The organism is Flavobacterium urumqiense (assembly GCF_900108015.1).
Classification (GTDB): Bacteria; Bacteroidota; Bacteroidia; order Flavobacteriales; family Flavobacteriaceae; genus Flavobacterium; species Flavobacterium urumqiense.
The window spans coordinates 23,266-48,139 of record NZ_FNVP01000011.1; the positions used below are offsets into that span (position 1 = coordinate 23,266).

21 protein-coding genes are annotated in these 24,874 nt (G+C 34.4%); 16 read left to right on the forward strand and 5 right to left on the reverse strand.

Going from position 1 to position 24,874, the window contains the following annotated elements; genetic code table 11:
- Positions 1–19: 19 nt before the first annotated feature.
- From C4S35_RS12575 to C4S35_RS12600, 6 genes are all read left to right on the forward strand, one after another.
- Entirely contained in the window at positions 20–661 is a 642-nt protein-coding gene (locus C4S35_RS12575; protein ID WP_104000511.1) for a phosphoribosylanthranilate isomerase, read from the forward strand.
- A 20-nt stretch (positions 662–681) separates the two neighbouring features.
- A complete protein-coding gene (gene trpB, locus C4S35_RS12580) occupies positions 682–1,863 on the forward strand; it encodes a tryptophan synthase subunit beta (RefSeq protein ID WP_104000512.1) in 1,182 nt (393 codons plus the stop codon).
- Positions 1,864–2,099: 236 nt separating this feature from the next.
- Positions 2,100–2,420 carry a gamma-glutamylcyclotransferase family protein gene (locus tag C4S35_RS12585; RefSeq protein WP_104000513.1) on the forward strand — a complete coding sequence of 107 codons (321 nt, stop codon included), beginning with the start codon at positions 2,100–2,102 and terminating at the stop codon, positions 2,418–2,420.
- A 67-nt stretch (positions 2,421–2,487) separates the two neighbouring features.
- Positions 2,488–3,249: a tryptophan synthase subunit alpha gene (gene trpA / locus C4S35_RS12590; protein ID WP_104000514.1), complete on the forward strand. Its 762-nt coding sequence runs from the start codon at positions 2,488–2,490 to the stop codon at positions 3,247–3,249.
- 348 nt (positions 3,250–3,597) lie between these two features.
- Positions 3,598–4,275 (forward strand): M949_0222 family glutamic-type intramembrane endopeptidase, encoded by a 678-nt coding sequence (locus tag C4S35_RS12595; protein WP_104000515.1) that lies wholly within the window; start codon positions 3,598–3,600, stop codon positions 4,273–4,275.
- A 331-nt stretch (positions 4,276–4,606) separates the two neighbouring features.
- Positions 4,607–5,797 (forward strand): BaiN/RdsA family NAD(P)/FAD-dependent oxidoreductase, encoded by a 1,191-nt coding sequence (locus C4S35_RS12600; RefSeq protein ID WP_104000516.1) that lies wholly within the window; start codon positions 4,607–4,609, stop codon positions 5,795–5,797.
- A gap of 307 nt (positions 5,798–6,104) precedes the next feature.
- Here C4S35_RS12600 and C4S35_RS12605 read toward each other — a convergent pair whose 3' ends face one another.
- Both C4S35_RS12605 and C4S35_RS12610 read right to left on the reverse strand, forming a co-directional pair.
- Positions 6,105–7,847 carry an adenylate/guanylate cyclase domain-containing protein gene (locus C4S35_RS12605; protein ID WP_244175277.1) on the reverse strand — a complete coding sequence of 581 codons (1,743 nt, stop codon included), beginning with the start codon at positions 7,845–7,847 and terminating at the stop codon, positions 6,105–6,107.
- An 86-nt stretch (positions 7,848–7,933) separates the two neighbouring features.
- Entirely contained in the window at positions 7,934–8,332 is a 399-nt protein-coding gene (locus tag C4S35_RS12610) for a hypothetical protein (protein WP_104000518.1), read from the reverse strand.
- 174 nt (positions 8,333–8,506) lie between these two features.
- Between C4S35_RS12610 and C4S35_RS12615 the strand changes: the two genes are divergently transcribed.
- The 8 genes from C4S35_RS12615 (at position 8,507) to C4S35_RS12650 (ending at position 19,879) form a co-directional block, all read left to right on the forward strand.
- Complete coding sequence (locus C4S35_RS12615; RefSeq protein WP_104000519.1) at positions 8,507–9,394, forward strand: YitT family protein; 888 nt, start codon at positions 8,507–8,509, stop codon at positions 9,392–9,394.
- A gap of 89 nt (positions 9,395–9,483) precedes the next feature.
- Entirely contained in the window at positions 9,484–10,083 is a 600-nt protein-coding gene (locus C4S35_RS12620; protein WP_104000520.1) for an HD domain-containing protein, read from the forward strand.
- Positions 10,084–10,394: 311 nt separating this feature from the next.
- Complete coding sequence (locus C4S35_RS12625) at positions 10,395–12,170, forward strand: AMP-dependent synthetase/ligase (RefSeq protein WP_104000521.1); 1,776 nt, start codon at positions 10,395–10,397, stop codon at positions 12,168–12,170.
- A gap of 22 nt (positions 12,171–12,192) precedes the next feature.
- Complete coding sequence (locus C4S35_RS12630) at positions 12,193–13,278, forward strand: proline iminopeptidase-family hydrolase (protein ID WP_104000522.1); 1,086 nt, start codon at positions 12,193–12,195, stop codon at positions 13,276–13,278.
- 596 nt (positions 13,279–13,874) lie between these two features.
- Positions 13,875–14,366 (forward strand): MarR family winged helix-turn-helix transcriptional regulator, encoded by a 492-nt coding sequence (locus C4S35_RS12635; protein ID WP_104000523.1) that lies wholly within the window; start codon positions 13,875–13,877, stop codon positions 14,364–14,366.
- Between the two features lie 62 nt (positions 14,367–14,428).
- Positions 14,429–16,819 carry a 3-hydroxyacyl-CoA dehydrogenase/enoyl-CoA hydratase family protein gene (locus tag C4S35_RS12640; RefSeq protein WP_104000524.1) on the forward strand — a complete coding sequence of 797 codons (2,391 nt, stop codon included), beginning with the start codon at positions 14,429–14,431 and terminating at the stop codon, positions 16,817–16,819.
- A gap of 4 nt (positions 16,820–16,823) precedes the next feature.
- Positions 16,824–18,005, forward strand: coding sequence for an acetyl-CoA C-acyltransferase (locus tag C4S35_RS12645; RefSeq protein WP_104000525.1), 1,182 nt, complete (start codon positions 16,824–16,826; stop codon positions 18,003–18,005).
- A gap of 68 nt (positions 18,006–18,073) precedes the next feature.
- Positions 18,074–19,879 carry an acyl-CoA dehydrogenase family protein gene (locus tag C4S35_RS12650; protein WP_104000526.1) on the forward strand — a complete coding sequence of 602 codons (1,806 nt, stop codon included), beginning with the start codon at positions 18,074–18,076 and terminating at the stop codon, positions 19,877–19,879.
- A gap of 117 nt (positions 19,880–19,996) precedes the next feature.
- On the opposite strand, the gene C4S35_RS12655 is transcribed toward C4S35_RS12650, so the two are convergent.
- On the reverse strand, positions 19,997–20,176 hold the full coding sequence (locus C4S35_RS12655; protein WP_104000527.1) for a DUF4251 domain-containing protein: 180 nt from the start codon (positions 20,174–20,176) through the stop codon (positions 19,997–19,999).
- 380 nt (positions 20,177–20,556) lie between these two features.
- Complete coding sequence (locus C4S35_RS12660; protein WP_104000528.1) at positions 20,557–21,471, reverse strand: YihY/virulence factor BrkB family protein; 915 nt, start codon at positions 21,469–21,471, stop codon at positions 20,557–20,559.
- A 305-nt stretch (positions 21,472–21,776) separates the two neighbouring features.
- Here C4S35_RS12660 and C4S35_RS12665 point away from each other — a divergent pair, with 305 nt between their 5' ends.
- Together C4S35_RS12665 and C4S35_RS12670 are read left to right on the forward strand one after the other, a co-directional pair.
- Positions 21,777–22,304: a superoxide dismutase family protein gene (locus tag C4S35_RS12665; RefSeq protein ID WP_104000529.1), complete on the forward strand. Its 528-nt coding sequence runs from the start codon at positions 21,777–21,779 to the stop codon at positions 22,302–22,304.
- A 672-nt stretch (positions 22,305–22,976) separates the two neighbouring features.
- Positions 22,977–24,179: an LETM1-related biofilm-associated protein gene (locus C4S35_RS12670; protein WP_104000530.1), complete on the forward strand. Its 1,203-nt coding sequence runs from the start codon at positions 22,977–22,979 to the stop codon at positions 24,177–24,179.
- Positions 24,180–24,211: 32 nt separating this feature from the next.
- Here the strand turns inward: C4S35_RS12670 and can are convergent, their stop codons facing one another.
- The gene (gene can / locus C4S35_RS12675; protein ID WP_104000531.1) at positions 24,212–24,847 is read right to left on the reverse strand and encodes a carbonate dehydratase; all 636 of its coding nucleotides are present in this window, start codon (positions 24,845–24,847) and stop codon (positions 24,212–24,214) included.
- Positions 24,848–24,874 lie beyond the last annotated feature (27 nt).

Here is a 24,874-nt window from a genome sequence, read left to right on the forward strand (position 1 = left end):
ATATACTAAAATTCAAAAGATGAAACTCAAAATCTGCGGCATGAAATATCCCGATAATATACTCGAAGTAGGTTCGCTTCTACCCGATTATATGGGATTTATATTCTGGGAGAAATCAGCGCGGTATTTTAATGGTAGCATTCCGGACTTACCAAAATCAATCAAGAAAGTAGGAGTTTTTGTCAACGCTACACAAGAGGATATTCTTGAAAAAATAGCAAAATACGATTTGCAGGCCGTTCAATTACACGGACAGGAATCGGTTGAATTTTGTTTAGATTTGAAACAAGTTTTAAAAGATGACAATGGAAAACAAATTCAAATTGAAATCATAAAAGTATTCTCTGTTGATGATTCTTTTGATTTTGAAGTATTGAAACCCTTTGAAACCGTTTGTGATTATTTTCTTTTTGATACCAAAGGAAAATTACCCGGCGGAAACGGAACCACATTCAATTGGAAAGTATTAGAAAAGTATTCTTCAAACAAGCCATTTTTCCTAAGTGGCGGAATTGGTTTAGAAGAAATCGATTTAACAAAAGAAATTTTAACAACAAATTTACCAATTCATGCTTTGGATTTAAATAGCAAATTTGAAATCGAGCCAGGATTAAAAGATAAAAAAATATTGAAAAAGTTTCAGAACAATTTGAAACTTTAAACTTTTAAACTTTAAACAAAATGAGTTACAACGTCAACGAAAAAGGCTACTACGGAGAATTTGGAGGCGCTTACATTCCTGAAATGTTATATCCAAATGTCGAAGAATTACGTCAAAATTATTTAAAAATTACGGCTGAACCAGAATTTCAAGCTGAATTTGATGCCTTGTTAAAAGATTACGCAGGTCGCCCTACGCCTCTTTATTTTGCAAAACGACTATCGCAACAATACAATACTAAAGTTTATCTGAAAAGAGAAGATTTGTGTCACACTGGCGCCCATAAAATCAACAATACTATCGGACAAATTCTTTTGGCAAAACGTTTAGGCAAAACCAGAATCATAGCTGAAACAGGTGCTGGACAACATGGTGTCGCTACAGCAACTGTCTGTGCGCTAATGGGATTAGAATGTATCGTTTATATGGGAGAAATCGACATCAAGCGTCAAGCGCCAAATGTAGCTCGTATGAAAATGTTAGGTGCTGAAGTTCGTCCCGCTCTTTCAGGATCTCGTACACTAAAAGACGCAACTAATGAAGCCATTCGCGATTGGATCAACAATCCCGTTGACACCTATTATATCATAGGATCTGTAGTGGGACCGCATCCTTATCCAGATATGGTAGCGCGTTTTCAAAGTGTTATTTCTAAGGAAATCAAGGAACAATTACTGGAAAAAGAAGGACGTGAAAATCCAGATTACGTAATCGCTTGTGTAGGTGGCGGAAGCAACGCTGCCGGAGCTTACTATCATTTTCTTGATGAATCGTCCGTGAATATTATCGCTGTTGAAGCCGCAGGATTAGGAGTAGATTCGGGCGAAAGTGCCGCTACCTCCGTCTTAGGTAAGATTGGCGTCATTCATGGCAGCAAAACCTTGCTAATGCAATCTGTTGACGGCCAGATTACCGAACCATATTCCATTTCTGCAGGTTTGGATTACCCAGGAGTTGGTCCTATGCATGCGCATCTGTTCGCTTCAAAAAGAGCACAATTCATTTCCATCACAGATCAGCAAGCCATGGATTGGGGTTTAAAATTATCTAAAATGGAAGGTCTGATTCCTGCAATTGAAAGCGCGCATGCCTTTGCTGTGCTCGACGAAATGAAATTCAAGCCAGAAGATATCGTAGTCATCAACCTTTCTGGTCGTGGCGACAAAGATTTGAATACCTACATCGATTATTTTAAATTATAAGTTGGGTTTATCCCGTATTTATTTCGGGGCGTTACCTCGCTTTCACTAGCGTTTCAGCGCGGTCAGGCTTTCCGTTGCAATCTTTTTTATCTCGTTAAAAAACGAGATAAAAAAGGATTTCCACTTCAAACGAAGTTCACTGAACTCCAATAAAAAATAAGAGTTTAGTGAAGTAATCCTTAACGAAAACCCAGCACTAAAATAACGTTCAATTCACATTTTTCAAAATAGAAATTATGGAAAAATTATTTGCTTACGGCAGCTTACAAAATGAGGACATACAAAAAGATCTTTTTGGGCGTATTCTTGAGGGAACTCCCGAAACGTTAATTGGTTATGTAATAAAAGAAATTCAAATCGAAGAAGAATTTGGATTAGTACACTATCCCATTATTACGGAAACCAATAAGCCGGAAGACACTATCAACGGAATGGTATATTCCATTTCACTACAAGAACTTCGCCAAACAGATCTTTACGAAGGATTGCATTACAAACGCGTTGAAGTGCATTTAAAATCGGACCAAAAAGCTTGGGCCTACAGTGCGGCAATTTAAACTAGTAAACTACAACTAAAACTACAAGGTCAAAAAAGACCTTGTAAACGGAATAAAAAATATAAAAATGAACCGAATAAATCAAAAATTACAAGAGACTAAAAAGATACTTTCCATCTATTTCTCCGCAGGATATCCAAACGGCAACGATACCGTACAAATCATTCAGGATTTGGAAAAAAGTGGCGTTGACATGATCGAAATCGGATTGCCGTTCAGCGATCCATTGGCCGATGGACCAACAATTCAAGCCAGTTCCACACAAGCCTTGCACAACGGAATGACAACACAAGTTTTGTTTGACCAATTAAAGGACATTCGTAAATCAGTTTCTATTCCTTTAGTAATAATGGGTTATTTCAACCCGATGTTGCAGTACGGAGTAGAGAATTTCTGCCAGAAATGTGCGGAGATTGGTATCGACGGATTAATCATTCCTGATCTTCCCGTTGATGTGTATGCCGATGAATACAAAGCTACTTTTGAAAAATACGGATTGAAAAATATATTCTTGATTACACCACAAACTTCTGACGAGCGCATCCATTTTATTGACAGCGTATCTGATGGTTTTATCTATATGGTAAGTTCGGCGAGCGTTACAGGGTCCCAAACCGGTTTTGGAAGCATTCAAGAAGATTATTTCAAACGCATTGCTGACATGAATCTAAAAAATCCACAAGTAATAGGTTTTGGAATCAACAATAAAGAAACTTTTAACCAAGCCACACAATTTGCCAAAGGAGCCATTATAGGTAGTGCCTTCATCCAGCATTTAACCGAAAACGGAACAGGAAAAATCGAAGAATTTGTGAAAGCGATTCGATAATAAAAATATCATTTTATATAAATCAAACGGCGTTTAAAGTTCATTTAAACGCCGTTTTTTTGTGATTTAAACAATTTTACATCTTGTCATTTATAAGATTATTTTTATATATTAGCGAAACCAATAAGACTGAGGATTATCAGACCTATCTACCCAAATTTGGGGTGATAGGTCGCATAACGTCAGACCTACACACTAGTTGGCGGTAATTCCTCCAAACTACCACCAGAAATAGGCAAGCTAACCACAGAAAAGTGAAAAATAGTAGAAATCAATAAGAAAAAAAAATGCTGATTTACAAAACACTAATTAAGATTTGGTTAGGGTTTTAAAAATATAATGTGATAAATGAACAAAATTTTTAAGAACCTTTTAAGTAAAGATTTTATATGTTTTATAAAAAATCCTAATCAAGTTTTTCATAGTAATTTCAAACAGGATTTTATAATATTCGTAATACTGACATTTTTGAATTTTTTTGGTTTATTTGTAAAAGGAATAGTCACTAAAGAACCATTTATAGAGTCGAGTGACTTGCCTAATTTTACTTTTTCAAAAATTTTCCCATTTATTTTCTTAATTCCTTTAATTGAAGAATTTGCTTTTAGAGGTTTTTTGCAATTCAGATCAAAATTAATATTTATTATTAGTTTGATTTCTCATATAATTTTATTGATAACTTTTGTTAGTAATTACAAGATAAAAGCAACTATGGTAATAATGATGATAATTATTGGATTATTATTCCTATTATTTAAAAATTGGTATCCACTACTAATTGATTTTATTACAAATAATTTAAAAATTTTAGTTTTTATTTCGTCAATATGCTTTGGAATTATGCATTTGACAAATTTTGAAAATTTTGAATGGATTAATTTGATAAGTATTTTTGAGAAAATAATCACTGGAATATTCTTTTGCTATATCACTCGAAAATATAATATTTGGCATTCATATTTTTTTCATATTTTAAATAACTCCATACCTTTTATATTAGTTATGATTTATATTTTATCTCAATAAAGAACTACCGCCAACAGCTAGGGTTTCGTTGCGTGCGCAGCACCAACAATGAAACTCGGGTTGAACGGAACCGAGTACCTGTAGTCAAAACTATGGAGTTACCTGCCCGCTCGAATAAATCACATAGCGTAGCGGAATTGTATTACGAATCTGCAAAGTCAAGAGAATTTATTTTGAAGCAAAGTACTATTGGCTCAGATTGCAAGTTTGCATTTTCTTTATATAAGATTAACAAAATCCCAGTGGATTAGTTTGCATTCTATCATAGAAAAATAGCTAATAAAAAACCCTATTAGCCGTTTAATCCTTAAACATAGCTTATTTTTGCCGGGTGAAGAAATCAGTCTCAATTATTGGAGGAGGACCTGCGGCACTTTTACTCGCCGCATTTCTCGATCCGCAGCAATTTAATGTTACCATTTACGAGAAAAACAAAACGCTTGGAAGAAAGTTTCTTGTGGCTGGAAAAGGCGGATTTAATCTTACGCATTCCGAACCAATTGCGCAATTGATAGAACGCTACACTCCATCTCATTTTTTACAAGAAGCCTTACTCGATTTTGACAACCTCGATTTTCAAAAATGGATTGATCTCATGGGTATCCCAACCTACATAGGCAGTAGTAAAAGGGTATATCCGGTAAGCGGCATCAAACCTATCGAAGTGCTTAATGCCATTCTTGATGTACTCAATAAGCGTGGTGTTAATATTCAATATCAACATACTTGGACGGGCTGGAATACTAACAAAGATCTTGTTTTTAATACTGACCAAGCAGTCAAATCAGATTATTCCATTTTTGCTTTGGGCGGAGGCAGCTGGAAAGTAACTGGATCTGACGGGACTTGGCTTGATCTATTCAAAACAGAAGGAATAGATGTCGTTCCTTTTAAAGCATCTAATTGTGCTTATGGTGTACACTGGCCCGATGATTTTATTGACCTATATGAAGGAAATCCACTTAAAAATATAGCCATTAGCTGCGGCGATAAAAGTCAAAAAGGCGAAGTGGTTATTACGCGTTTTGGTTTAGAAGGAAATGCCATTTATGCAATCAGCCCGCAAATTCGGGAGGAGCTTAGTGCCAAGCAAACGGCTACTATATACTTAGATTTAAAACCAACGTTAAGTCATAATGATTTGCATCAAAAAATCAAAAAATCAAACCTAAAAAAAACGAGCGAAAAATTACAAAAAGAGCTTAAAATGAATTCTGCACAAATTGGACTTTTGAAAACCTATCTTTCAAAAGAAACCTATCTGAATTCGGAACTTTTGGCACAAAACATCAAAAAGCTTCGTATAGAAATCACCAGTTCTGCCCTATTAGACGAAGCTATATCTACAACCGGGGGAGTTAAATTGAGCGCCTTGGATGAAAATTTTGAATTAAAAATGATGAAGCATCATTATTGCATTGGCGAAATGATAGACTTGGATGCACCTACTGGTGGCTATCTTCTTCAATCTTGTTTTAGTATGGGTGTTTTTCTTGCCCGTCACCTGAATGTTATTTATTAATTTTTTTTTCTCAGGGAGCTATATATTCCATTAATTTTAATTCAGATAAAAAAATTCTGTTTAGAAATACCATTTTATAAACTAATCAATGGGTATCAAACTCGTGTACCATTTCGTTGGTCATAGACGGAAGGTTGGAAAACCTCTATGTATTTGATGCCATTGTGCCAACCTATCAAATTAGTAAAGGCACTGCTAAACAGAATTTATACATTACAAAAATACGATATATTAAGCATCTGACTTTTATATAGTTTTTCAATTTATTTACAAAATTCACAGTTCGTAAAAGTAAAAGAGAGTTATGTTAGATCATTTTATTCTTGTTATCATTTACGAAGTACATTTTCATCATTCCTCTATTTTTAACTTCAATTTCTCCTCTATAATCACAATCAAAGGCGTCTTTAATTAACTCATAAGTATTTTCAGATACATTAATTTTCCCCGGCTCTGAATTAGATTCCATTCTAGATGCAATGTTGACCGTATCGCCCCAAATATCATAAGCAAATTTCTTAGTTCCAACTACTCCAGCTACAACCGGTCCAGAATTAATTCCGATGCGAATTTCAAAACGAGTATGCTCCAGAGGATTATTATTTTTTGAATGTGTAACAAATTCGGCAATTTCAAAAGCGGCATGCATCATTTTAAAAGCATGATCTTCTATTGGAAAAGGCAATCCTCCCGCACACATATAGCAATCACCTACCGTTTTGATTTTTTCTAAATCATATTTTTCCATGATTTCATCAAATTTAGAAAAATAATAATCTACGCTTTCTACTAATTTTTCTGGCGATAGCTTTTCTGCATAATGAGTAAATCCTTCAAAATCGGTAAACAATACGGTAACCGATTCAAACTTTTTAGCGAGTACTTTCCCGTTTTGTTTTAACTCATTAGCTGTTTCCGCAGGAAGAATATTTAGCAGCAAGCTGTCTGACCTATTCTTTTCTTCTTCAATAATGACATTAGTTCTCTTTATAAATTTATAGCGTCTGTACATTCCGAAAGCAAGTAAAAAAACAAGTGCCGCTGAAACAGCGGATGAAACGGCCATAATCTGACGGTTTTTTTTTCCTTGGTTTAGTAAATCGACTTCGGACTGTTTTTGGGAGACTTCATAATCCGTTCTCAAATCGGCCATTTGCTGTACTGCTTTTAGGTTGGTAACACTATCCCGGTAAGCAATATGATTCTTATAATACCTAAAAGATTCGGCAGTATTCCCAGCTTTTTGATACAGTTCAGAAAGTTTAAGATTTGAGTTACTGATTTGATCTTTCAATCCATATCGTATGGCTAATTCCAGACTTCTGCGTGCATAATTAAGTGCGGTAGTCCAATCATTCTGCTTTAAATAAATATCTGACATATAGGTTAGGTAATCTGAAATCGCATAATAATCCTTTAATTCTTCGAGCATTTTTATGGCTTCACTTATATAGTTCTTTGCCAAGACATCCTTTCCCTGCTCCGCATATACCATTCCTATATTTCCCAGGTTATAGGCTGTACCGCTTAAATATTTAGCTTTATTGAAAATTTCACCTGATTCTTTAAAATAGCGTAATGCTAAATCATATTTTTTATTTTTCGAATATTCATCTCCCGCGTTTAATAAAGTAGATGCTAAAGCAACAGAATTATCCGTTTTTCTTAATAATTTGATTGCTTTGCTGTAGTATATTTGGGCATTTTTAGAATTTCCCATCATCGAATATACATCTGCAATCGAGGAATATGCAGTCCCCTGGCCAATACTATATTTTGCTTTGGTTGCTGCCTCTTCACTTTTGAAAAAAGCATCTAAAGATTTATTCAAATCTCCTATAATTCTGAGTTTATTCCCTTTTTGAAAATAACCCCTGTGTAGATATAAATTGTTTTTTTCTAACTTTGATAATGCAATAAGTTCCTCAGCATATTTTAAGGATAACTTGAGATTATTTACTTCATTAAAAGATAAATTCCGAAGTAATTCTAATTTTTCAGAATTTTCAAGATTCTCTTTCTGATAAATCTTCACAAGACTATCCGCCACTTTTTGCTCTTGTGCTAAAATACTTATGTGTATAAAAAAAACAAAAAGGGAGACTCTAAAAGAATATTTAAAAAAGCTCAAGCCCATTATTGGTTAACCTGTATTTTTGGGTCAATGCTAAATAGGCCCGGTCGTCTTGTTCCGTTATTAAAAACATTAAACTGAATGGTATATTTTTCTGTTTCTCCTTTAGCGTTGTTTCGAACAGCACCGGAAACTTTTTCGGGATGAAGTCCATTTCCGGGTAAATTGTCATGACTAAAAACACTACTGCCGCCACTATGATTAATATTGATAATATTGACCGTATCTGATGGTGTTACACTGGATACTCCCTGCCAGATGACAGTATCTCCAGCATTTACCCGGGTTAAAAAATCTTCATTGCTAATTCCTGGTCCTTGACCAAAATTACTATTGGAATCAACATTTTGTACTGAAATTTGACTTGTGTCAACATTTAGTGTAACGATTACATCTGCCATGATTTTTATATTTAAAGGTTTATAAATTCTAATTTAAAAAACTATTAATTTAAAAATGGCTGGGGAACCAAGTAATTGATATTTTATGTAACAATCTAATTACAAGGTAAATATAATGATATTTTATTAAAATAAAGTGGTATATTTAATGGATTTTAATCCAAATTCATCCTTATGAATATTGACGATCAACCAATTGACTGGAAGGAAATATTTCATCCTAAAAATATTGTTTTAAATTTAGTAGGTGTCGCATTTATTACATTGGCACTAAAGGGATTTATGATACCCAATAAATTTTTGGATGGAGGGATTATAGGTATTTCAATATTAATCCATGAAATTACCCATTTGCCATTTGGACTTCTGGTGCTCGCGTTAAATATACCATTCTTGTTCTTAGGAAAAAGGTTGCTGGGAAAAACGTTTGCCATACAAAGTTTGATGACTTTTTTATTGATAGCTGCCAGTATGACCTTTACTCACATCGATGCCGTTACAACAGATCGTCTTTTAATTGCTGTGTTCGGCGGTTGTCTAATTGGCATTGGAATGGGGTTGTGCATTCGAAGCGGTTCGGCCGCTGACGGTGTAGAAATTCTGGCTTTATTAACTACCCGAAAAATCGGACTCAATGTATCAGAAGTCATTTTTGGAGTGAATACCTTGTTGTTTCTGGCCGCAGCTTGGTCTTTTGGTATTGGGACAGCATTATATTCTATTGTCACTTATTTTTCGGCTATAAAATCACTAGATTATATTACACACGGTCTGGAACAATATATTTCCTTAAATATAATTTCCTCCAAAAGTGACGCTATTAAAGCTCTAATTGTAAAAAGATTTGGAAAAGGAATTACAGTAATTAAAGGGGAACGTGGCTATCTGCCCGAAACTTTCGATATGAAAACAGAATGTGATATCATCGTAACGGTAGTAACACGACTTGAATTACTCAGAATCAAAGATGAAGTACGGAAGTTAGATCCCCACGCTTTTATGTTTATTCAGTACATCAAAGAAGCGAGCGGCGGAATATTAAGGAATAAGCAAAAACATTAGTAAATAAAATAGCTGTGATAAGGACAGCAAATCTTAAAAATGAGCCTTCCGGCCCTGCTCTATTTTTAAAAATTAAATAGCATTTAAATATGAAAAACTGGACTGCATTGTATATTAATGTGATGGATTGTTTACAAGAAAAATTATCTCCATTTCTTATTTATCACCATTGGAAACATACAGAACATGTATTGAAAATAGCAGAATATATTGCACGACAAGAGCATATAATTGAGGAGAATATAGTGCTCATTAAAACCGCAGCATTATTTCATGATGCTGGATTTATCAATGACAATAATGAAGGGCACGAAGAAGAAGGAGTTCTTCTGGCGGAAAAAAAATTACCGAACTTTGGATACACCAAAAAAGAAATTGAAATCATTGTCGGAATGATAAGAGCCACTGAAATTCCTCAAAAACCAAAAACCAAATTAGAATGCATCCTTGCCGATGCTGATCTCGAATATTTGGGAACGGATAATTTTGTGCACTTAGGAAATAAGCTGTATCTGGAATTGAAGCATTACAATTCCAATCTCAGTTTGGAGGAATGGAACGAGATGCAAATAAATTTCCTTCAATCCCACTTTTATCATACTGACTATTGCCTTCAAAATAGAGCTAATGGAAAAGAAAAGAATATGAAAGAATTGATTCAAAAACAAAAAAGCCTAGAAAAATTTTAAAAATTGACTTAGTTTTAAGCAAATCAATTATGTGTGTGAAAATTATTTTTTGTCGTATAAATTAAAGCTGAGATATTAAACAAAATGATGCACCTAACTTATAAAAAAAGTAGATTGCAAACGATTATAAAGCTTACTTAGATGCTCTTATGTATGATTTTTTTGTATCACACGCATTACATAAATCGTATTTAAAGAAATCGATTTCGCTGAATATCAGCTCCATCGTTTAATTTTTCCAATTAATTTTTGAAAAACAAAAAATATCGTTAAATTTTATTTAATTTGCGGCAAAATTCAATTATTTTATAATGATAACTATCACTCGCCTTTTTGATTTCCCTTATTATCAGCAAGAAAAATACACAAACATTCCGGATGCCTTAGCAAGTAAGCAGAACGGTGTTTGGGTAAAAACTTCTACTCAGGAATATATAGCCAAAGCCAATGCGGTTTCCAGGGCACTGCTGCGGATGGGCATTCAAAAAGACGATAAAATTGCCATCATTTCGTCTAATAACAGAACTGAATGGAATATCATGGATATTGGTGCTTTGCAAACCGGAGCGCAAACTGTTCCTATCTATCCAACCATTTCTGAAGAAGATTATGAATACATACTGAATCATTCGGGTGCGATTTATTGTTTTGTATCGGATGCTGAAGTACTTCGAAAAGTAAATTTAATTAGAGCTAAAGTTCCCAGTATAAAAGAAGTGTACTCATTCAACGAAATTGAAGGGTGTAAAAACTGGAATGAATTATTGATTCTTGGTGTAGACACCAGCAATCAGAATGATGTTGAAGACCGAAAAAGCAATGTTAAAACGGAGGATTTAGCGACAATCATTTATACTTCAGGAACAACAGGAAGACCAAAAGGCGTAATGCTTTCACATAAAAATATTGTATCTAATGTTATTGATAGCGCGGCAAGAATTCCTTTTGAAGCAGGAAAAAGCCGTGCTTTAAGTTTCCTGCCTGTCTGCCATATTTTTGAGAGAATGATTTTATATTTATACCAATATTACGGTGTTTCGGTATATTTTGGAGAATCAATTGATAAAGTCAGTGACAATCTTAAAGAAGTAAAACCAACGGTAATTACCGCTGTGCCAAGGCTTCTTGAGAAAGTATATGATAAAATATATGCCAAAGGAACCGAACTAACAGGAATTAAAAAGAATCTTTTCTTTTGGGCTATTGATTTAGGGCTAAGATATGAGCCTTATGGAGCAAATGGTTTTTGGTATGAAATGCAACTTAAAATTGCCCGAAAATTAATTTTCAGTAAATGGAAAGAAGGTTTAGGAGGAAATCTTGATTTAATGGTTTCGGGAAGTGCTGCTTTACAGCCCAGATTAGCCAGAATTTTTGCAGCAGCAGAAATCCCAGTAATGGAAGGTTACGGTTTGACGGAAACATCTCCTGTAATATCCGTAAACGACATGAGAAACAAAGGTTTCAGAGTGGGAACCGTAGGGAAAGTAATTGATAATGTAGAGGTAATAATTGCCGAAGACGGTGAAATCCTTTGCAAAGGACCTAACGTGATGATGGGTTATTTTAAAGATGAAAAATTAACAAGCGAAGTAATCACAGACGGTTATTTCCACACTGGTGATATTGGAATTTTTGATGCTGACGGTTTCTTGAAAATTACCGATCGCAAGAAAGAAATGTTTAAAACGTCAGGTGGAAAATACATTGCACCACAATTGATTGAAAATACGATGAAGCAATCCCGTTTCATTGAGCAAATCATGGTTATTGGTGACGGACAGAAAATGCCGGCAGCCTTCATTCAACCTAATTTTGAGTTTCTAAAAGAATGGGCTGTTATTCACGGACTAGATATTGGAAAAAGCAATAAAGAAATTATCTCAAACGAAAAAGTTATCGAACGAATTCAAGGAGAGATTGATACTTTTAATAAAAAATTCGGGAATTGGGAGAAAATCAAACGTTTTGAATTGACTCCGGATGTTTGGTCTATAGAGGGCGGACAATTGACTCCAACTTTAAAACTAAAACGAAAAATAGTAATGGAAAAATACATTGATTTATTCCATAAAATATACAACTAACATTTTGTAAAACAATCTCGTTATGAAACTAAAAGTTCTAATTTGTTCCGTTATAAGTGTATTCTTTTTCTCTAATTGCCAAGAAAAAACAAAGGTAGATTCGATAAAAGCAAATTATTTAGATTTCTCTAAACGTGACGATCAGTTGACTGGCGGAATTAAAATGATTCCGATAAAAACGGCGAAAGGCACTTTTAAAGTCTGGACAAAAACTGTTGGTAATAATCCAAAAATAAAAGTGTTATTGCTTCATGGCGGTCCTGGATTGACGCATGAATTGTATGAATGCTTCGACGGATATTTCCCTAACGAAAGTATTGAATACATTTATTACGATCAGTTGGGTTCGTATTACAGCGACCAACCCAACGACAACAGTTTATGGACAAACGAACGTTTTGTGGAGGAAGTGGAACAGGTCCGAAAAGCTTTAGGCTGTGATAATACCAACTTTTATATTTTGGGACAATCGTGGGGCGGAATCCTCGCGATGGAATACGCATTGAAATACCAAAAAAACCTGAAAGGACTGATTATTTCAAATATGATGGCTAGCGCACCTGCTTACAACAAATATGCAGAAGAAGTGCTGGGTCCAAAACTTCCAAAAGCAGTTTTTGATCAAATAAAAACATTTGAAAAAAACAAAGATTATACCAATCCAAAATACACAGAACTGCTTTTTAAATACTATTATACGGAACACATTTTAAGAATGCCTGTTGATCAATGGCCAGAATCTATAAACAGAGCTTTCAAACACATCAACCCAAATGTGTATGTTTATATGCAAGGGCCAAGTGAATTTGGAATTACAGGAAATGCTTCTTTAAAGAATTGGGATGTCACTGCCAGACTTAAAACGATTAGCGTTCCCACTCTGGTTATTGGTGCCAAATATGACACTATGGATCCCAAGCACATGGAATGGATGTCTAAAGAAGTTCAAAACGGACGCTTCTTGTTGTGCCCTAACGGAAGCCATCTTTCACAATACGATGATCCGAAAAACTATTTTCCAGGTGTGATCAAATTCTTGAAAGATGTGGATAATGGGGAGTTTAAGAAGGCATACCCAAAATACATATTACAAAAAACCACGAATTGATGTGAGGGCACTGAATAACTTCCTATAAATAAAAAGGCTTAAACTTTAAATCAGTTTAAGCCTTTCTCTTTTTTATATTTTTGAATCAACTATTTTTAATCTCACTTAAGTGATTCTCACCGCGTTTATTTCATTTTTTTACCATGATTTTGTCTCTATTTTTTATTTGAGGATTTTTTCAGTGCCCTCATTGCTGTTCGTGGTTTTTTTATTTTTAGAATTCAAAATGATAAAATTAAAAATCAAATACAATTATAATAAACCACTTACAATTACGAAAACCTATAATCCTACAAAACAAACTTCATAACTCCATTATTCCTCCTCTGCAGGATTTGCACGAGAGATGGAAGTGGCATCCTTTTATAAAGCTTCGCGGAATAAAAGATACAACGAACAGCTCGACCCGGAGTTGCGAGGAGGAACGACGAAGCTAAAACCGAGGGGCGTGCCCAAAAAAATACGTTAAAAAACCATTCAGTTTACTCAAATTCAGTGGTATTTATTTATATTTAGTGCTTTTTAACAAAAAAATATTTTAATTTATTATGCGTGCATAGTATTTTTTATTATATTTGAAATCGATATAGTACCTTATGAAAGACAAAACAATAGATTACATATTACGAGCTACCTGGCAAGCGGTCGCCAGAATGTATAATGAAGAAGCTTCTAAATATGATGCGAGTATGGCAACGGGTTTTGCTTTATTGAGTATTGACAAGGATGGCGGAACGCCCTCAACGGCTTTGGGTCCAAAAATGGGAATGGAAGCCACAAGCCTGACCAGAACCTTGAAATCTATGGAGGAAAAGGAATTGATTATTAGAAAGAAAAACCCTGAAGATGGCCGTGGTGTTTTGATTTACCTTACTGATTTTGGTAAAGAAAAAAGAGAGTTATCTAAGAATACGGTTTTGAAATTTAATGAAACCGTCAAACAACACATCTCTGAGGAGAAGCTGCAACATTTTATTGAAGTGGCTGAAATCATCAACGAATTAATTTTGGACAAAAATATTTTTAATCACGCGAGCGTCAGCGAACTGATGGAGCAAACTGAAAAAACAGAAAATGATATCGCCTGATTCAAAAAATAATTCAGAATGGCGATACCATATTCAAATAAAAAAATAAATATTAACTACGTATGAAACGCACAATTAAAAAAGTTGCAGTAATTGGATCCGGAATTATGGGTTCAGGAATTGCCTGTCATTTTGCTAACATTGGTGTTGAGGTTTTACTTTTGGACATTGTTCCAAGAGAACTTACCGAAGCAGAAGCCAAAAAAGGGCTTACTTTAGAAAGCAAAATTGTAAGAAACCGATTAGTGAATGAGCATTTAGCTAATTCACTGAAATCGAAGCCCTCTCCTATTTACAGCCAGAAATTCGCAAGCAGAATTACAACTGGAAATACTACCGATGACATGGCGAAAATTGCTGCTGTTGATTGGATTATTGAGGTTGTAGTGGAACGTTTGGACATAAAGAAAATGGTTTTTGAACAAATTGAAAAATTTAGAAAACCGGGAACTTTAGTAACTTCAAATACTTCTGGAATTCCGATTCACTTTATGAGTGAAGGAAGAAGCGACGATTTTCAAAAGCATTTCTGTGGGACACACTTTTTTAATCCTGCGCGTTATTTAAAATTATTCGAAATCATTCCTGGCCCACAAACTTCAACAGAAGTGTTGGACTTCCTTACTATATACGGCGAGAAATTCTTGGGAAAAACTTCGGTTGTTGCAAAAGATACTCCAGCATTTATTGGAAATAGAGTTGGGATTTATGGGATTCAGAGTTTGTTTCATTTGGTTAAAGAATTGGGACTTACAATTGAAGAAGTGGATAAATTGACTGGTCCGGTTATTGGACGACCAAAATCGGCTACTTTCAGAACCGTTGACGTAGTTGGATTAGATACTTTGGTACATGTAGCCAACGGAATCTACGAAAACTGCCCGAATGACGAGCAACACGAATTGTTCAAATTACCGGATTTCGTCAACAAAATGATGGAAAACAAATGGTTGGGTAGCAAAACTGGTCAAGGTTTTTATAAAAAAGTAGACAAGGATATTTTGTCTTTGGATTTGGACACTTTAGAATACCGTCCGGCTAAAAGAGCTTCTTTTGCAACTTTAGAACTGACAAAAACGATTGATAAACCAATTAACCGTTTTAAAGTTTTGGTGAAAGGAAAAGATAAAGCAGGAGAATTCTACAGAAAAAGTTTTGCTGGAATGTTTGCTTACGTTTCGAACAGAATTCCTGAAATTTCAGATGAATTATATAAGATTGACGATGCGATGAAAGCCGGTTTCGGATGGGAAAATGGTCCTTTCGAAATTTGGGATGCTATTGGTGTTGCAAAAGGAATCGAAATGATGAAAGCAGAAGGTCTTGAACCAGCTGCTTGGGTAAATGATATGTTGGCTTCTGGAAGTTCTAGTTTTTATTCTATTAAAGAAGGAGCAACTTTTTTCTACAATATCCCAACAAAATCACAAACTAAAGTTCCGGGTCAGGATTCCTTTATTATCCTGAACAACATACGCGAAAGCAAAAAAGTGTGGAGCAATAGCGGAGCGATTATACAAGACTTAGGAGACGGAATCTTGAATTTAGAATTCCAATCTAAAATGAATACTATTGGTGGTGATGTTTTGGCCGCTATCAATAAAGCAATTGATTTATCTGAAAAAGAATATCAGGGTTTGGTTATTGGAAATCAATCAGCGAATTTCTCTGTTGGAGCTAACATCGGAATGATTTTCATGATGGCTGTGGAGCAAGAATACGATGAGTTGAACATGGCTATCAAAATGTTCCAAGACACGATGATGCGTGTGCGTTATTCTGGAATTCCAGTAATAGTTGCACCACACGGAATGACTTTTGGTGGTGGTTGCGAAATGAGCTTACATGCTGATAAAGTAGTCGCTGCAGCGGAAACGTATATGGGATTAGTGGAGTTTGGTGTTGGAGTAATTCCAGGTGGTGGTGGTTCAAAAGAATTGGCATTGCGTGCATCCGATTTATTCCATAAAAATGATGTTGAGTTGAACGTATTGCAAGAATATTTCTTGACTATTGCTATGGCAAAAGTGTCCACTTCTGGATACGAAGCTTTTGATACCGGACTTTTACAACAAGGGAAAGATATTATTGTGGTAAACAAAGACCGTCAGATAGCTGAAGCAAAAAAACACGCTTTACTAATGGCCGAAGCCGGTTACACACAACCGATTCGCAGAAGCGATGTGAAAGTTTTAGGAAAACAAGCTCTGGGAATGTTCCTAGTAGGAACGGACCAAATGGAAGCCGGAAAATACATCTCGGAACACGACAAAAAAATCGCTAACAAACTGGCTTATGTTATGGCTGGTGGAGATTTATCTGAACCAACATTAGTAACCGAACAATATTTATTGGATTTGGAACGTGAAGCTTTCTTGTCACTTTGTACAGAAAGAAAAACATTGGAGAGAATCCAATTTATGTTAACCAAAGGAAAACCTTTAAGAAACTAAAAAAATGAAAACAGCCTATATAGTAAAAGCATACAGAACAGCCGTGGGGAAAGCCCCAAAAGGGGTGTTTAGATTTAAACGTCCTGATGAATTGGCAGCAGAAACGATTCAGTTTATGATGAATGAGTTGCCTGATTTCGACAAAAAGCGTATTGATGACGTGATGGTAGGAAATGCGATGCCGGAAGCGGAACAAGGATTAAACGTGGGACGATTGATTTCCTTAATGGGATTGAAAATCGAAGATGTTCCTGGTGTAACCGTAAACCGTTATTGCGCGTCAGGATTAGAAACAATTGGTATGGCTACAGCCAAAATTCAGTCTGGAATGGCGGATTGTATCATTGCCGGTGGAGCAGAAAGCATGAGTTTTATTCCAATGGGAGGTTACAAACCGACTCCTGATTATGCTGTTGCAAAAGCTGGAAACGAAGATTACTATTGGGGAATGGGACTAACTGCTGAAGCGGTTGCCAAACAATTTAATGTATCTCGTGCGGACCAAGATGAGTTTGCTTACCAATCGCACATGAAAGCCTTGAAAGCGCAAGCTGAAGGTAAATTTGACAAACAAATAGTTCCTATTACTGTGGAACAAACGTTTATCAACGAGAACGGTAAAAAAGAAACCAAATCCTATATCGTAAATAAAGATGAAGGTCCAAGAGCTGGAACTTCTGTAGAAGCTTTGGCAGGTTTAAGACCCGTTTTTGAAGCTGGTGGAAGTGTAACTGCAGGAAACTCTTCTCAAATGAGTGATGGAGCAGCTTTTGTTCTAATCATGAGCGAAGAAATGGTAAAAGAATTGAATCTTACTCCTATCGCCCGTTTGGTAAACTTCGCTTCGGCTGGAGTGGAGCCAAGAATCATGGGAATTGGACCTGTAAAAGCGATTCCAAAAGCATTAAAACAAGCTGGTTTAACGTTGAATGATATTGATTTAATTGAGTTAAACGAAGCTTTTGCGTCACAAGCATTAGCTGTAACAAGAGAATTAAACCTAAATCCTGATATCATCAATGTCAATGGTGGAGCAATTGCATTAGGACACCCATTAGGTTGTACCGGAGCAAAATTGTCTGTTCAATTATTCGACGAAATGAAACGTAGAGGAAGCAAATACGGAATTGTGAGTATGTGTGTTGGAACTGGGCAAGGTTCTGCAGGGATTTACGAACTTTTGTAGTTAAAGATTTACATCCATATATTGAGGATTTAGATAATAAATAAAAACATATTAAAAAATAACAAGAAATGGCAGATACAATTGAAAAAAACGTAACCCGTGGCGGTCAGTTTTTGGTTAAAGAAACAAAGTGCGAAGATGTCTTCACTCCTGAAGACTTCAATGAAGAACAATTAATGATGCGTGACTCTGTAAAAGAGTTCGTAGACAAAGAATTATGGCCTAATAAAGACCGTTTTGAAAAGAAAGATTATGCCTTAACTGAAGAATCCATGCGCAAAGCGGGAGACCTAGGTTTCTTAAGCGTAGCAGTTCCTGAAGCTTACGGTGGAATGGGAATGGGATTTGTAAACACCGTTTTGGTTTGTGATTATATCTCTGGAGCAACGGGTTCATTCTCAACTGCTTTTGGAGCACATACAGGAATTGGAACTATGCCAATCACTTTATACGGAACAGAAGAGCAAAAACAAAAATACGTACCTAAATTAGCTTCTGGTGAGTGGTTTGGTGCTTACTGTTTGACTGAGCCAGGTGCTGGATCAGATGCTAACTCTGGAAAAACAAAAGCTGTTTTATCAGAAGATGGAAAAACATACTCTATTACAGGACAAAAAATGTGGATTTCGAATGCAGGATTTTGTTCCATGTTTATCGTTTTTGCACGTATTGGTGATGATAAAAACATTACTGGTTTCATTGTAGAAAATGCTGCTGATAACGGTATTTCAATGGGTGAAGAAGAGCACAAATTAGGAATTAGAGCTTCTTCTACTCGTCAGGTTTTCTTTAACGAAACAAAAGTTCCTGCTGAGAACATGTTATCTGAAAGAGGAAACGGATTCAAAATTGCCATGAATGCTTTAAACGTTGGACGTATCAAACTGGCTGCAGCTTGTCTTGACGCACAACGTAGAGTAATTACAAATGCAACTGCTTACGCAAACGAAAGAATGCAGTTTAACACCGCTATTTCTCAATTTGGAGCTATTCGTTCTAAATTAGCTGATATGGCGACTAACTGTTATGCTGGTGAAAGTGCTACTTATAGAGCAGCAAAAGACATTGAAGACAGAATTACTGCACGTGAAGCAGAAGGTATTTCTCATCAAGAAGCAGAATTAAAAGGTGTTGAAGAATATGCTATCGAGTGTTCTATCTTGAAAGTAGCTGTTTCTGAAGACGTTCAAAGCTGTTCTGATGAAGGTATTCAAATCTATGGAGGAATGGGATTCTCTGAAGATACTCCGATGGAGAGTGCTTGGAGAGATGCTCGTATAGCACGTATCTATGAAGGTACAAACGAAATCAACAGAATGCTATCAGTAGGTATGTTGATTAAAAAAGCAATGAAAGGTCATGTTGACTTATTAGGACCTGCAACAAAAGTTGGCGAGGAATTATTAGGTATTCCATCATTTGACACACCAGATTACTCTGAGTTATTTGCTGAGGAAAAAGAAATTGTTAAGAATTTAAAAAAAGCATTCTTAATGGTAGCTGGTAGCGCAATACAAAAATTCGGAACTGATTTAGACGCTCACCAACAAATTTTGATGGCTGCTTCGGATATGCTGATAGAAGTATACATGGCGGAAAGTACTATTCTTAGAACGGAAAAATTAGCTAAAAAAGAAGGTGAAGCTAAAGTACAAGAGCAAATTGCTATGGCAAAATTATACTTGTATCAAGCAGTAGACATCGTTACTCAAAAAGGAAAAGAAAGTGTTATTTCTTTTGCTGAAGGAGACGAACAACGTATGATGTTAATGGGATTACGTCGTTTTACAAAATACACTAACATGCCAAATGTTGTTGCATTAAGAGAAACAATTACATCAAAATTAGTAGCTGAAAATGGATATTGTTTTTAATTAGAAGATAGTTTTTAGTTGATTTATTTGTTAAAAAACCGTCAAGTTGAAATAACTGACGGTTTTTTTTATAGCTTAAATTTAAAAATTATTTAATTTCCTTCTTTTCTATGGGACTTATTTCTCGATTACAGGAAATACACTGCGATTACTTGAATTAATGGAAAGTGAAGCGCTGCCATCAAAAAAAATGGAAATATACATCGTATACACATTATATTGTCCTTTAACTACCGCCGTAATTTGATATGCTTTCTTTTCTTTTTTTAAAAGTATATTCTTGTCTTTTTCCTTCAAAATTTAATCCGCCATCACCACGATAGGCAACACCAATATAAGTTCTACTAAAAAAAGGCCTTTCGCTTATGATAAAATTCGTTTATAATTTCTGTACGAAGAAAGGGAGATAGTGCACTGTAATGTAATTCAATTCCGAAGTTCCTTCAAACGTAGCTGTTTTAACATGATGAATTTTAATTAAATTGCACGAAATAAATGCTAATCATAAGACAGTTAGCGATAAAATTATTTTTTTATGAGTTTTGTTTTTAGTTTAAATAAAATATTGAAAAAGCATCATCAATAATATTATCAAAAACTTAAGATTTACATAAAATTATAATTGCTAAAAAAGTCAGTTTACAACTTTCTTACCCTGAAATAATCAAAAAAACATACTATTTTTTCACTTCTATAACCTCTACTTTTATTCCAACAGCGTAGGCATTGGGAATAATTTTATCTCCATGCACGTTGGCATAAACCTTGGTAAATTCAGCTCCAAAATACAAAATAATAGCTGAATAATATACCCATATTAAAATGATAATTACAGAACCAGCAGCTCCATAAACAGTCGCAACAGTTGAACTTCCTAAATAAAACCCAATGGCAAACTTACCAAACATAAAGAAAAATGAAGTAAAACTAGACCCAACTAATGCGTCTTTCCAAGCGATATAACCGTCTGGCAGTGTTTTAAAAATAATTGAGAATAATATAGTGGTTGTGGAAAATAAAATTAAAATATTAATAATGTAAAACAAATAAATAGTCAAGTCTGGAAAATATAGCAACAACCTTTCGTTAATAACATCCATAACTGTATTAACCATGAGACTTACCAGCAATAAAAATCCAACAGACGCAATCATTGAAAAAGACATAATTCGATTTTTGATGAATTTCATAATTCCTTTATTCGGTTTTGCTTTTAATCCCCAAATAAAGTTAATGGAACTTTGTATTTCGGCAAAAACCCCAGAAGCTCCTATCAATAGCATAATTCCTCCAAAAATTGCAGCAAAGGTATTGCTATCCGTTAACTCTATATTTTTAATAGTTTCCTGAATTTGAATCGCAGCTTCATTGCCAACCATTCCATTGATTTGACCAAAAAATCTGCCGGTAACAGCCTCCCGCCCGAAGAAAAAACTAAAAATTGATAAAATAATAATTAGCAATGGAGGCAAGGAAAATATGGTGTAGTAGGATAACGAAGCACTTAATTTAATAGCGTTATCCTCATCAAATTCCTTATATGTTCGTTTTAACAATTCCCAACCTGATTTTGCTGCTTCTTTACGATTCATAACTACAAAAATATTTACTTTCTGATAAAACAAAAAAACAATTTAGGTTTTCTTTTTCAATCTGTATTCTGTGGCAAATTATATTCTAATCAATTACGAATGAACATAGAGCATACCAATATCAAAATTACAAAGTTATTTTCTTGAAATTTACAAAATATTTTACAAAATTCACACCAACAAGCGGCGTTGTACAATAATTAAAAAGTAATAAACTTAAATTCAAATTTTCATCTTTTCATTGTAATATTTTAAAGAAAATAGAGTAACTTTACGTAATAAATTTATTATAATTGACACTCAATATGAAAAAAATAACCCTTAGCATTGCTCTAATTTTATCTGTTATCATTGGATGCAAAACGAGTAGTAGTTCAAATGATACTAAAAAATTAGCACTTACATTTGAGCCAAAAAGTAATAGTACTGTTTCTGGTACAGCAATTTTCACTAAAAAAAACGGTAAAGTCACTTTCGTTGCCACATTGGCAGGGCTTAATCCCGGAGTTCATGCTATACATATTCATGAAAAATCAGATTGTTCAGCAGCTGATGGAAGTTCAGCAGGAGGACATTGGAACCCAACATTCAAAAAACACGGGAAATGGGGAGTTGGCGAACATCATAAAGGCGATATCGGGAACTTTACCGCTGATGAAAAAGGAAATGGAACCATTACTTTAACAACAGATGAATGGTGTATTGGTTGTGGAGACGCGACTAAAGATATCATAGGAAAAGGACTGATTGTTCATCAAGGTACTGATGATTTTGTTACACAACCAACAGGAAATGCCGGTGGAAGAGTAGCATGCTCTGCTATAATTAAGTAGTTTTTTTAAAAGAAATTTATTGCAATAAAAAGAACACCGTTATTTTAAAAAAATAAAAGAATGGCGTGAGTGGTTGACCGAAAATCATTACTGCCCAAAGATCATATATGTAATTTTCTACATAGTAGGTAGTGAATTTCAAAATATGTGATAGGAAGAAGCGATTAAAGTTGCCATATATTTTGTTAGATTAATTTAACAATAAAAAAAATAGACGAAATGCGTCGGAAATAGTTTTTTTTACCAAGAAAAGATAAAAGTGTTTGGAGTAGACTCAGTAAAACATATATTGAAAACTCATTGAATAAAATCTGATGTACGAAAGTGGATTAGCAAAAATCTAAACAGGTAAAAAAAACGGTTCTTGGATTTTATTAGATGCTGTAGAGGATTTGATTATGCAAGCAAATCTAGGAATGGCTTTTAACAAAAATAGTTTTGCATTTGAAAACTGTGAAAATCTTATTGCCTCCTGTATAAAAAGTCATCTCATTGGCACAATCAAGTTAAAAGAGAACAAATAAGAAACAATCGGATAATGAAAATTATAGATTTCTGTACCCAAAATAAAAAATATCGAGATTAATATTTTCTACTAAATAATTAAAACTTATCCTAAACTTTTCTGCAAAACCATGATAAAACATAGCTCTGTAGCTTCAAATTAAAGCAATGATTAACCCTTCGGCATCCGGTTGGATAGATAAATTTTTTACAGAACAAAAATTTTCAAAAGAGACTGTTTCTAATACTCCTGATACCTTTTATCATCAAGTTAGAGAGACAGGGTTTATATATGGACATATAATTTCTTTTAAAACTAGAAGTCCAATTGAGACTAAAGGCTGGTTTAAGGGAGAGATTTCTAAAGTTGCTTTATTAAATACACTATATGCTATTTTTTGTTTGACAGAAAAAGAAATTAATCCTGAAAATTTCATCAAACAAACCGTTGCTTTTTACAATCAAATGAATCCTCAAGGATTTAGTTTATTAAAAAAAATTCTCCCTAAAAATTCTCCTTCTTTAACTTTAGAAAAAATAATTGATGAACGTGTTCAAACCAATGATACAGTCATCAGTAAAAACTTTTCCCATCTGGTGACAAACGCCTTACTATTTATCGATGTACTTGCTTTTCGCCAATATTTAATACACGGGTTAATTCCTGAAAAATATCTAAAAAAAATTGAAGAGACCGTTGTTAATATAGTGACATTAGCATTGAAAATAAAGTCCAATAAAACACAATATGATGATTTGCTGATTAAACTTTTTGAAGCTTCCATTCGTTATAGCAAATTTTCTAAAAATTCAGTTCAAAATTTAGAAACCATTCAATTGGATTATTTTACTAATGATCTTGAGAAATACTATCTTATTGATATTGCCGGAATGGCTTTATGGAGTGATGGTAAAATCGAAAATAATGAAGCCTATTTTTTACATTCTTTGGCTGAAGTTTTATCCGTTTCAGATCATTTTGTCAATGATAGTATTAGTAGCACCAATGACTTTATTACAAAACATAAAAAAGAAATTCCGTATTTTAATTATTCTAATCCTGTCAAGCATTTCTACGACCAAACAACTCAAAGTGTTATCACATTAGTAAGTCGCAATAAAAAGCGATTAGTAAAGGAAATAGTCCAAAGCAAAGAATTAATGGTACTACTTGCCTATTCTACCCGTAGAGATTTAAACGAAAAAGAAAAGAAAAAAGTTAAGAAACAGTTATTGGATATTTGCAAAACTATCCCTTCACTGACAATATTCTTACTTCCCGGGGGAACTTTATTATTGCCCATTTTAATTAAATTTATTCCCACACTTTTACCTTCTGCCTTTAATGAAAATCTGGAAGAAATAGAATAATAAGAAAGCCGCTCTCGAGCGGCTTTCTTTATTTAGAATTTCAATTGGTAAACTTCATCCAAATCTTTATTTGAACTAATATTGACTTCTAAGTCCGTAACAAAACCTGAATTTAAACCATAAGCCCATCCGTGTAAAGTCAATTCTTGATTATTTTTCCATGCCGATTGCACTATCGAAGTTTTAGCCAAATTGAATACTTGTTCTTTTACACTAATTTCAACAAAGGTGTTAAAACGTTCCGTTTCGTCTTCGATAGAATCTAAGTAGGAACTATGCAAACGATAAACATCTTTTATATGACGAATCCAGTTATCTATAATTCCAATAGAATCATTTCCCATAGCCGCTTTTACACCACCACAACCGTAATGACCACAAACTAAGACATGTTTTACTTTCAAAACATTCACAGCATAATCCAGAACGCTCAACATATTCATATCAGAATGCACGACCATATTGGCAATATTTCTGTGAACAAAAACTTCACCGGGTTTAGCACCCACTATTTCGTTAGCTGGAACTCTACTATCTGAACAACCTATCCATAATAAAGGTGGTGTTTGACCTTTGGCTAAATCTTGAAAATAATTTGGATCGCTCGCTAATGAAGTTTCGACCCATTGCTTATTATTATCTAATATTTTTTTATAAAAATCATTCATAATTTTAGTTTTTAATATTTTGCAAAA

What these genes read in the sequence shown, in the direction of transcription:
- C4S35_RS12575 (WP_104000511.1), top strand. Translation starts at nt 20, where the DNA reads ATGAAACTCAAAATCTGCGGCATGAAATATCCCGATAATATACTCGAA.
- trpB (WP_104000512.1), top strand. Translation starts at nt 682, where the DNA reads ATGAGTTACAACGTCAACGAAAAAGGCTACTACGGAGAATTTGGAGGC.
- C4S35_RS12585 (WP_104000513.1), top strand. Translation starts at nt 2,100, where the DNA reads ATGGAAAAATTATTTGCTTACGGCAGCTTACAAAATGAGGACATACAA.
- trpA (WP_104000514.1), top strand. Translation starts at nt 2,488, where the DNA reads ATGAACCGAATAAATCAAAAATTACAAGAGACTAAAAAGATACTTTCC.
- C4S35_RS12595 (WP_104000515.1), top strand. Translation starts at nt 3,598, where the DNA reads ATGAACAAAATTTTTAAGAACCTTTTAAGTAAAGATTTTATATGTTTT.
- C4S35_RS12610 (WP_104000518.1), bottom strand. Translation starts at nt 8,332, where the DNA reads ATGGCAGATGTAATCGTTACACTAAATGTTGACACAAGTCAAATTTCA.
- C4S35_RS12615 (WP_104000519.1), top strand. Translation starts at nt 8,507, where the DNA reads ATGAATATTGACGATCAACCAATTGACTGGAAGGAAATATTTCATCCT.
- C4S35_RS12620 (WP_104000520.1), top strand. Translation starts at nt 9,484, where the DNA reads ATGAAAAACTGGACTGCATTGTATATTAATGTGATGGATTGTTTACAA.
- C4S35_RS12625 (WP_104000521.1), top strand. Translation starts at nt 10,395, where the DNA reads ATGATAACTATCACTCGCCTTTTTGATTTCCCTTATTATCAGCAAGAA.
- C4S35_RS12630 (WP_104000522.1), top strand. Translation starts at nt 12,193, where the DNA reads ATGAAACTAAAAGTTCTAATTTGTTCCGTTATAAGTGTATTCTTTTTC.
- C4S35_RS12635 (WP_104000523.1), top strand. Translation starts at nt 13,875, where the DNA reads ATGAAAGACAAAACAATAGATTACATATTACGAGCTACCTGGCAAGCG.
- C4S35_RS12640 (WP_104000524.1), top strand. Translation starts at nt 14,429, where the DNA reads ATGAAACGCACAATTAAAAAAGTTGCAGTAATTGGATCCGGAATTATG.
- C4S35_RS12645 (WP_104000525.1), top strand. Translation starts at nt 16,824, where the DNA reads ATGAAAACAGCCTATATAGTAAAAGCATACAGAACAGCCGTGGGGAAA.
- C4S35_RS12650 (WP_104000526.1), top strand. Translation starts at nt 18,074, where the DNA reads ATGGCAGATACAATTGAAAAAAACGTAACCCGTGGCGGTCAGTTTTTG.
- C4S35_RS12660 (WP_104000528.1), bottom strand. Translation starts at nt 21,471, where the DNA reads ATGAATCGTAAAGAAGCAGCAAAATCAGGTTGGGAATTGTTAAAACGA.
- C4S35_RS12665 (WP_104000529.1), top strand. Translation starts at nt 21,777, where the DNA reads ATGAAAAAAATAACCCTTAGCATTGCTCTAATTTTATCTGTTATCATT.
- C4S35_RS12670 (WP_104000530.1), top strand. Translation starts at nt 22,977, where the DNA reads ATGATTAACCCTTCGGCATCCGGTTGGATAGATAAATTTTTTACAGAA.
- can (WP_104000531.1), bottom strand. Translation starts at nt 24,847, where the DNA reads ATGAATGATTTTTATAAAAAAATATTAGATAATAATAAGCAATGGGTC.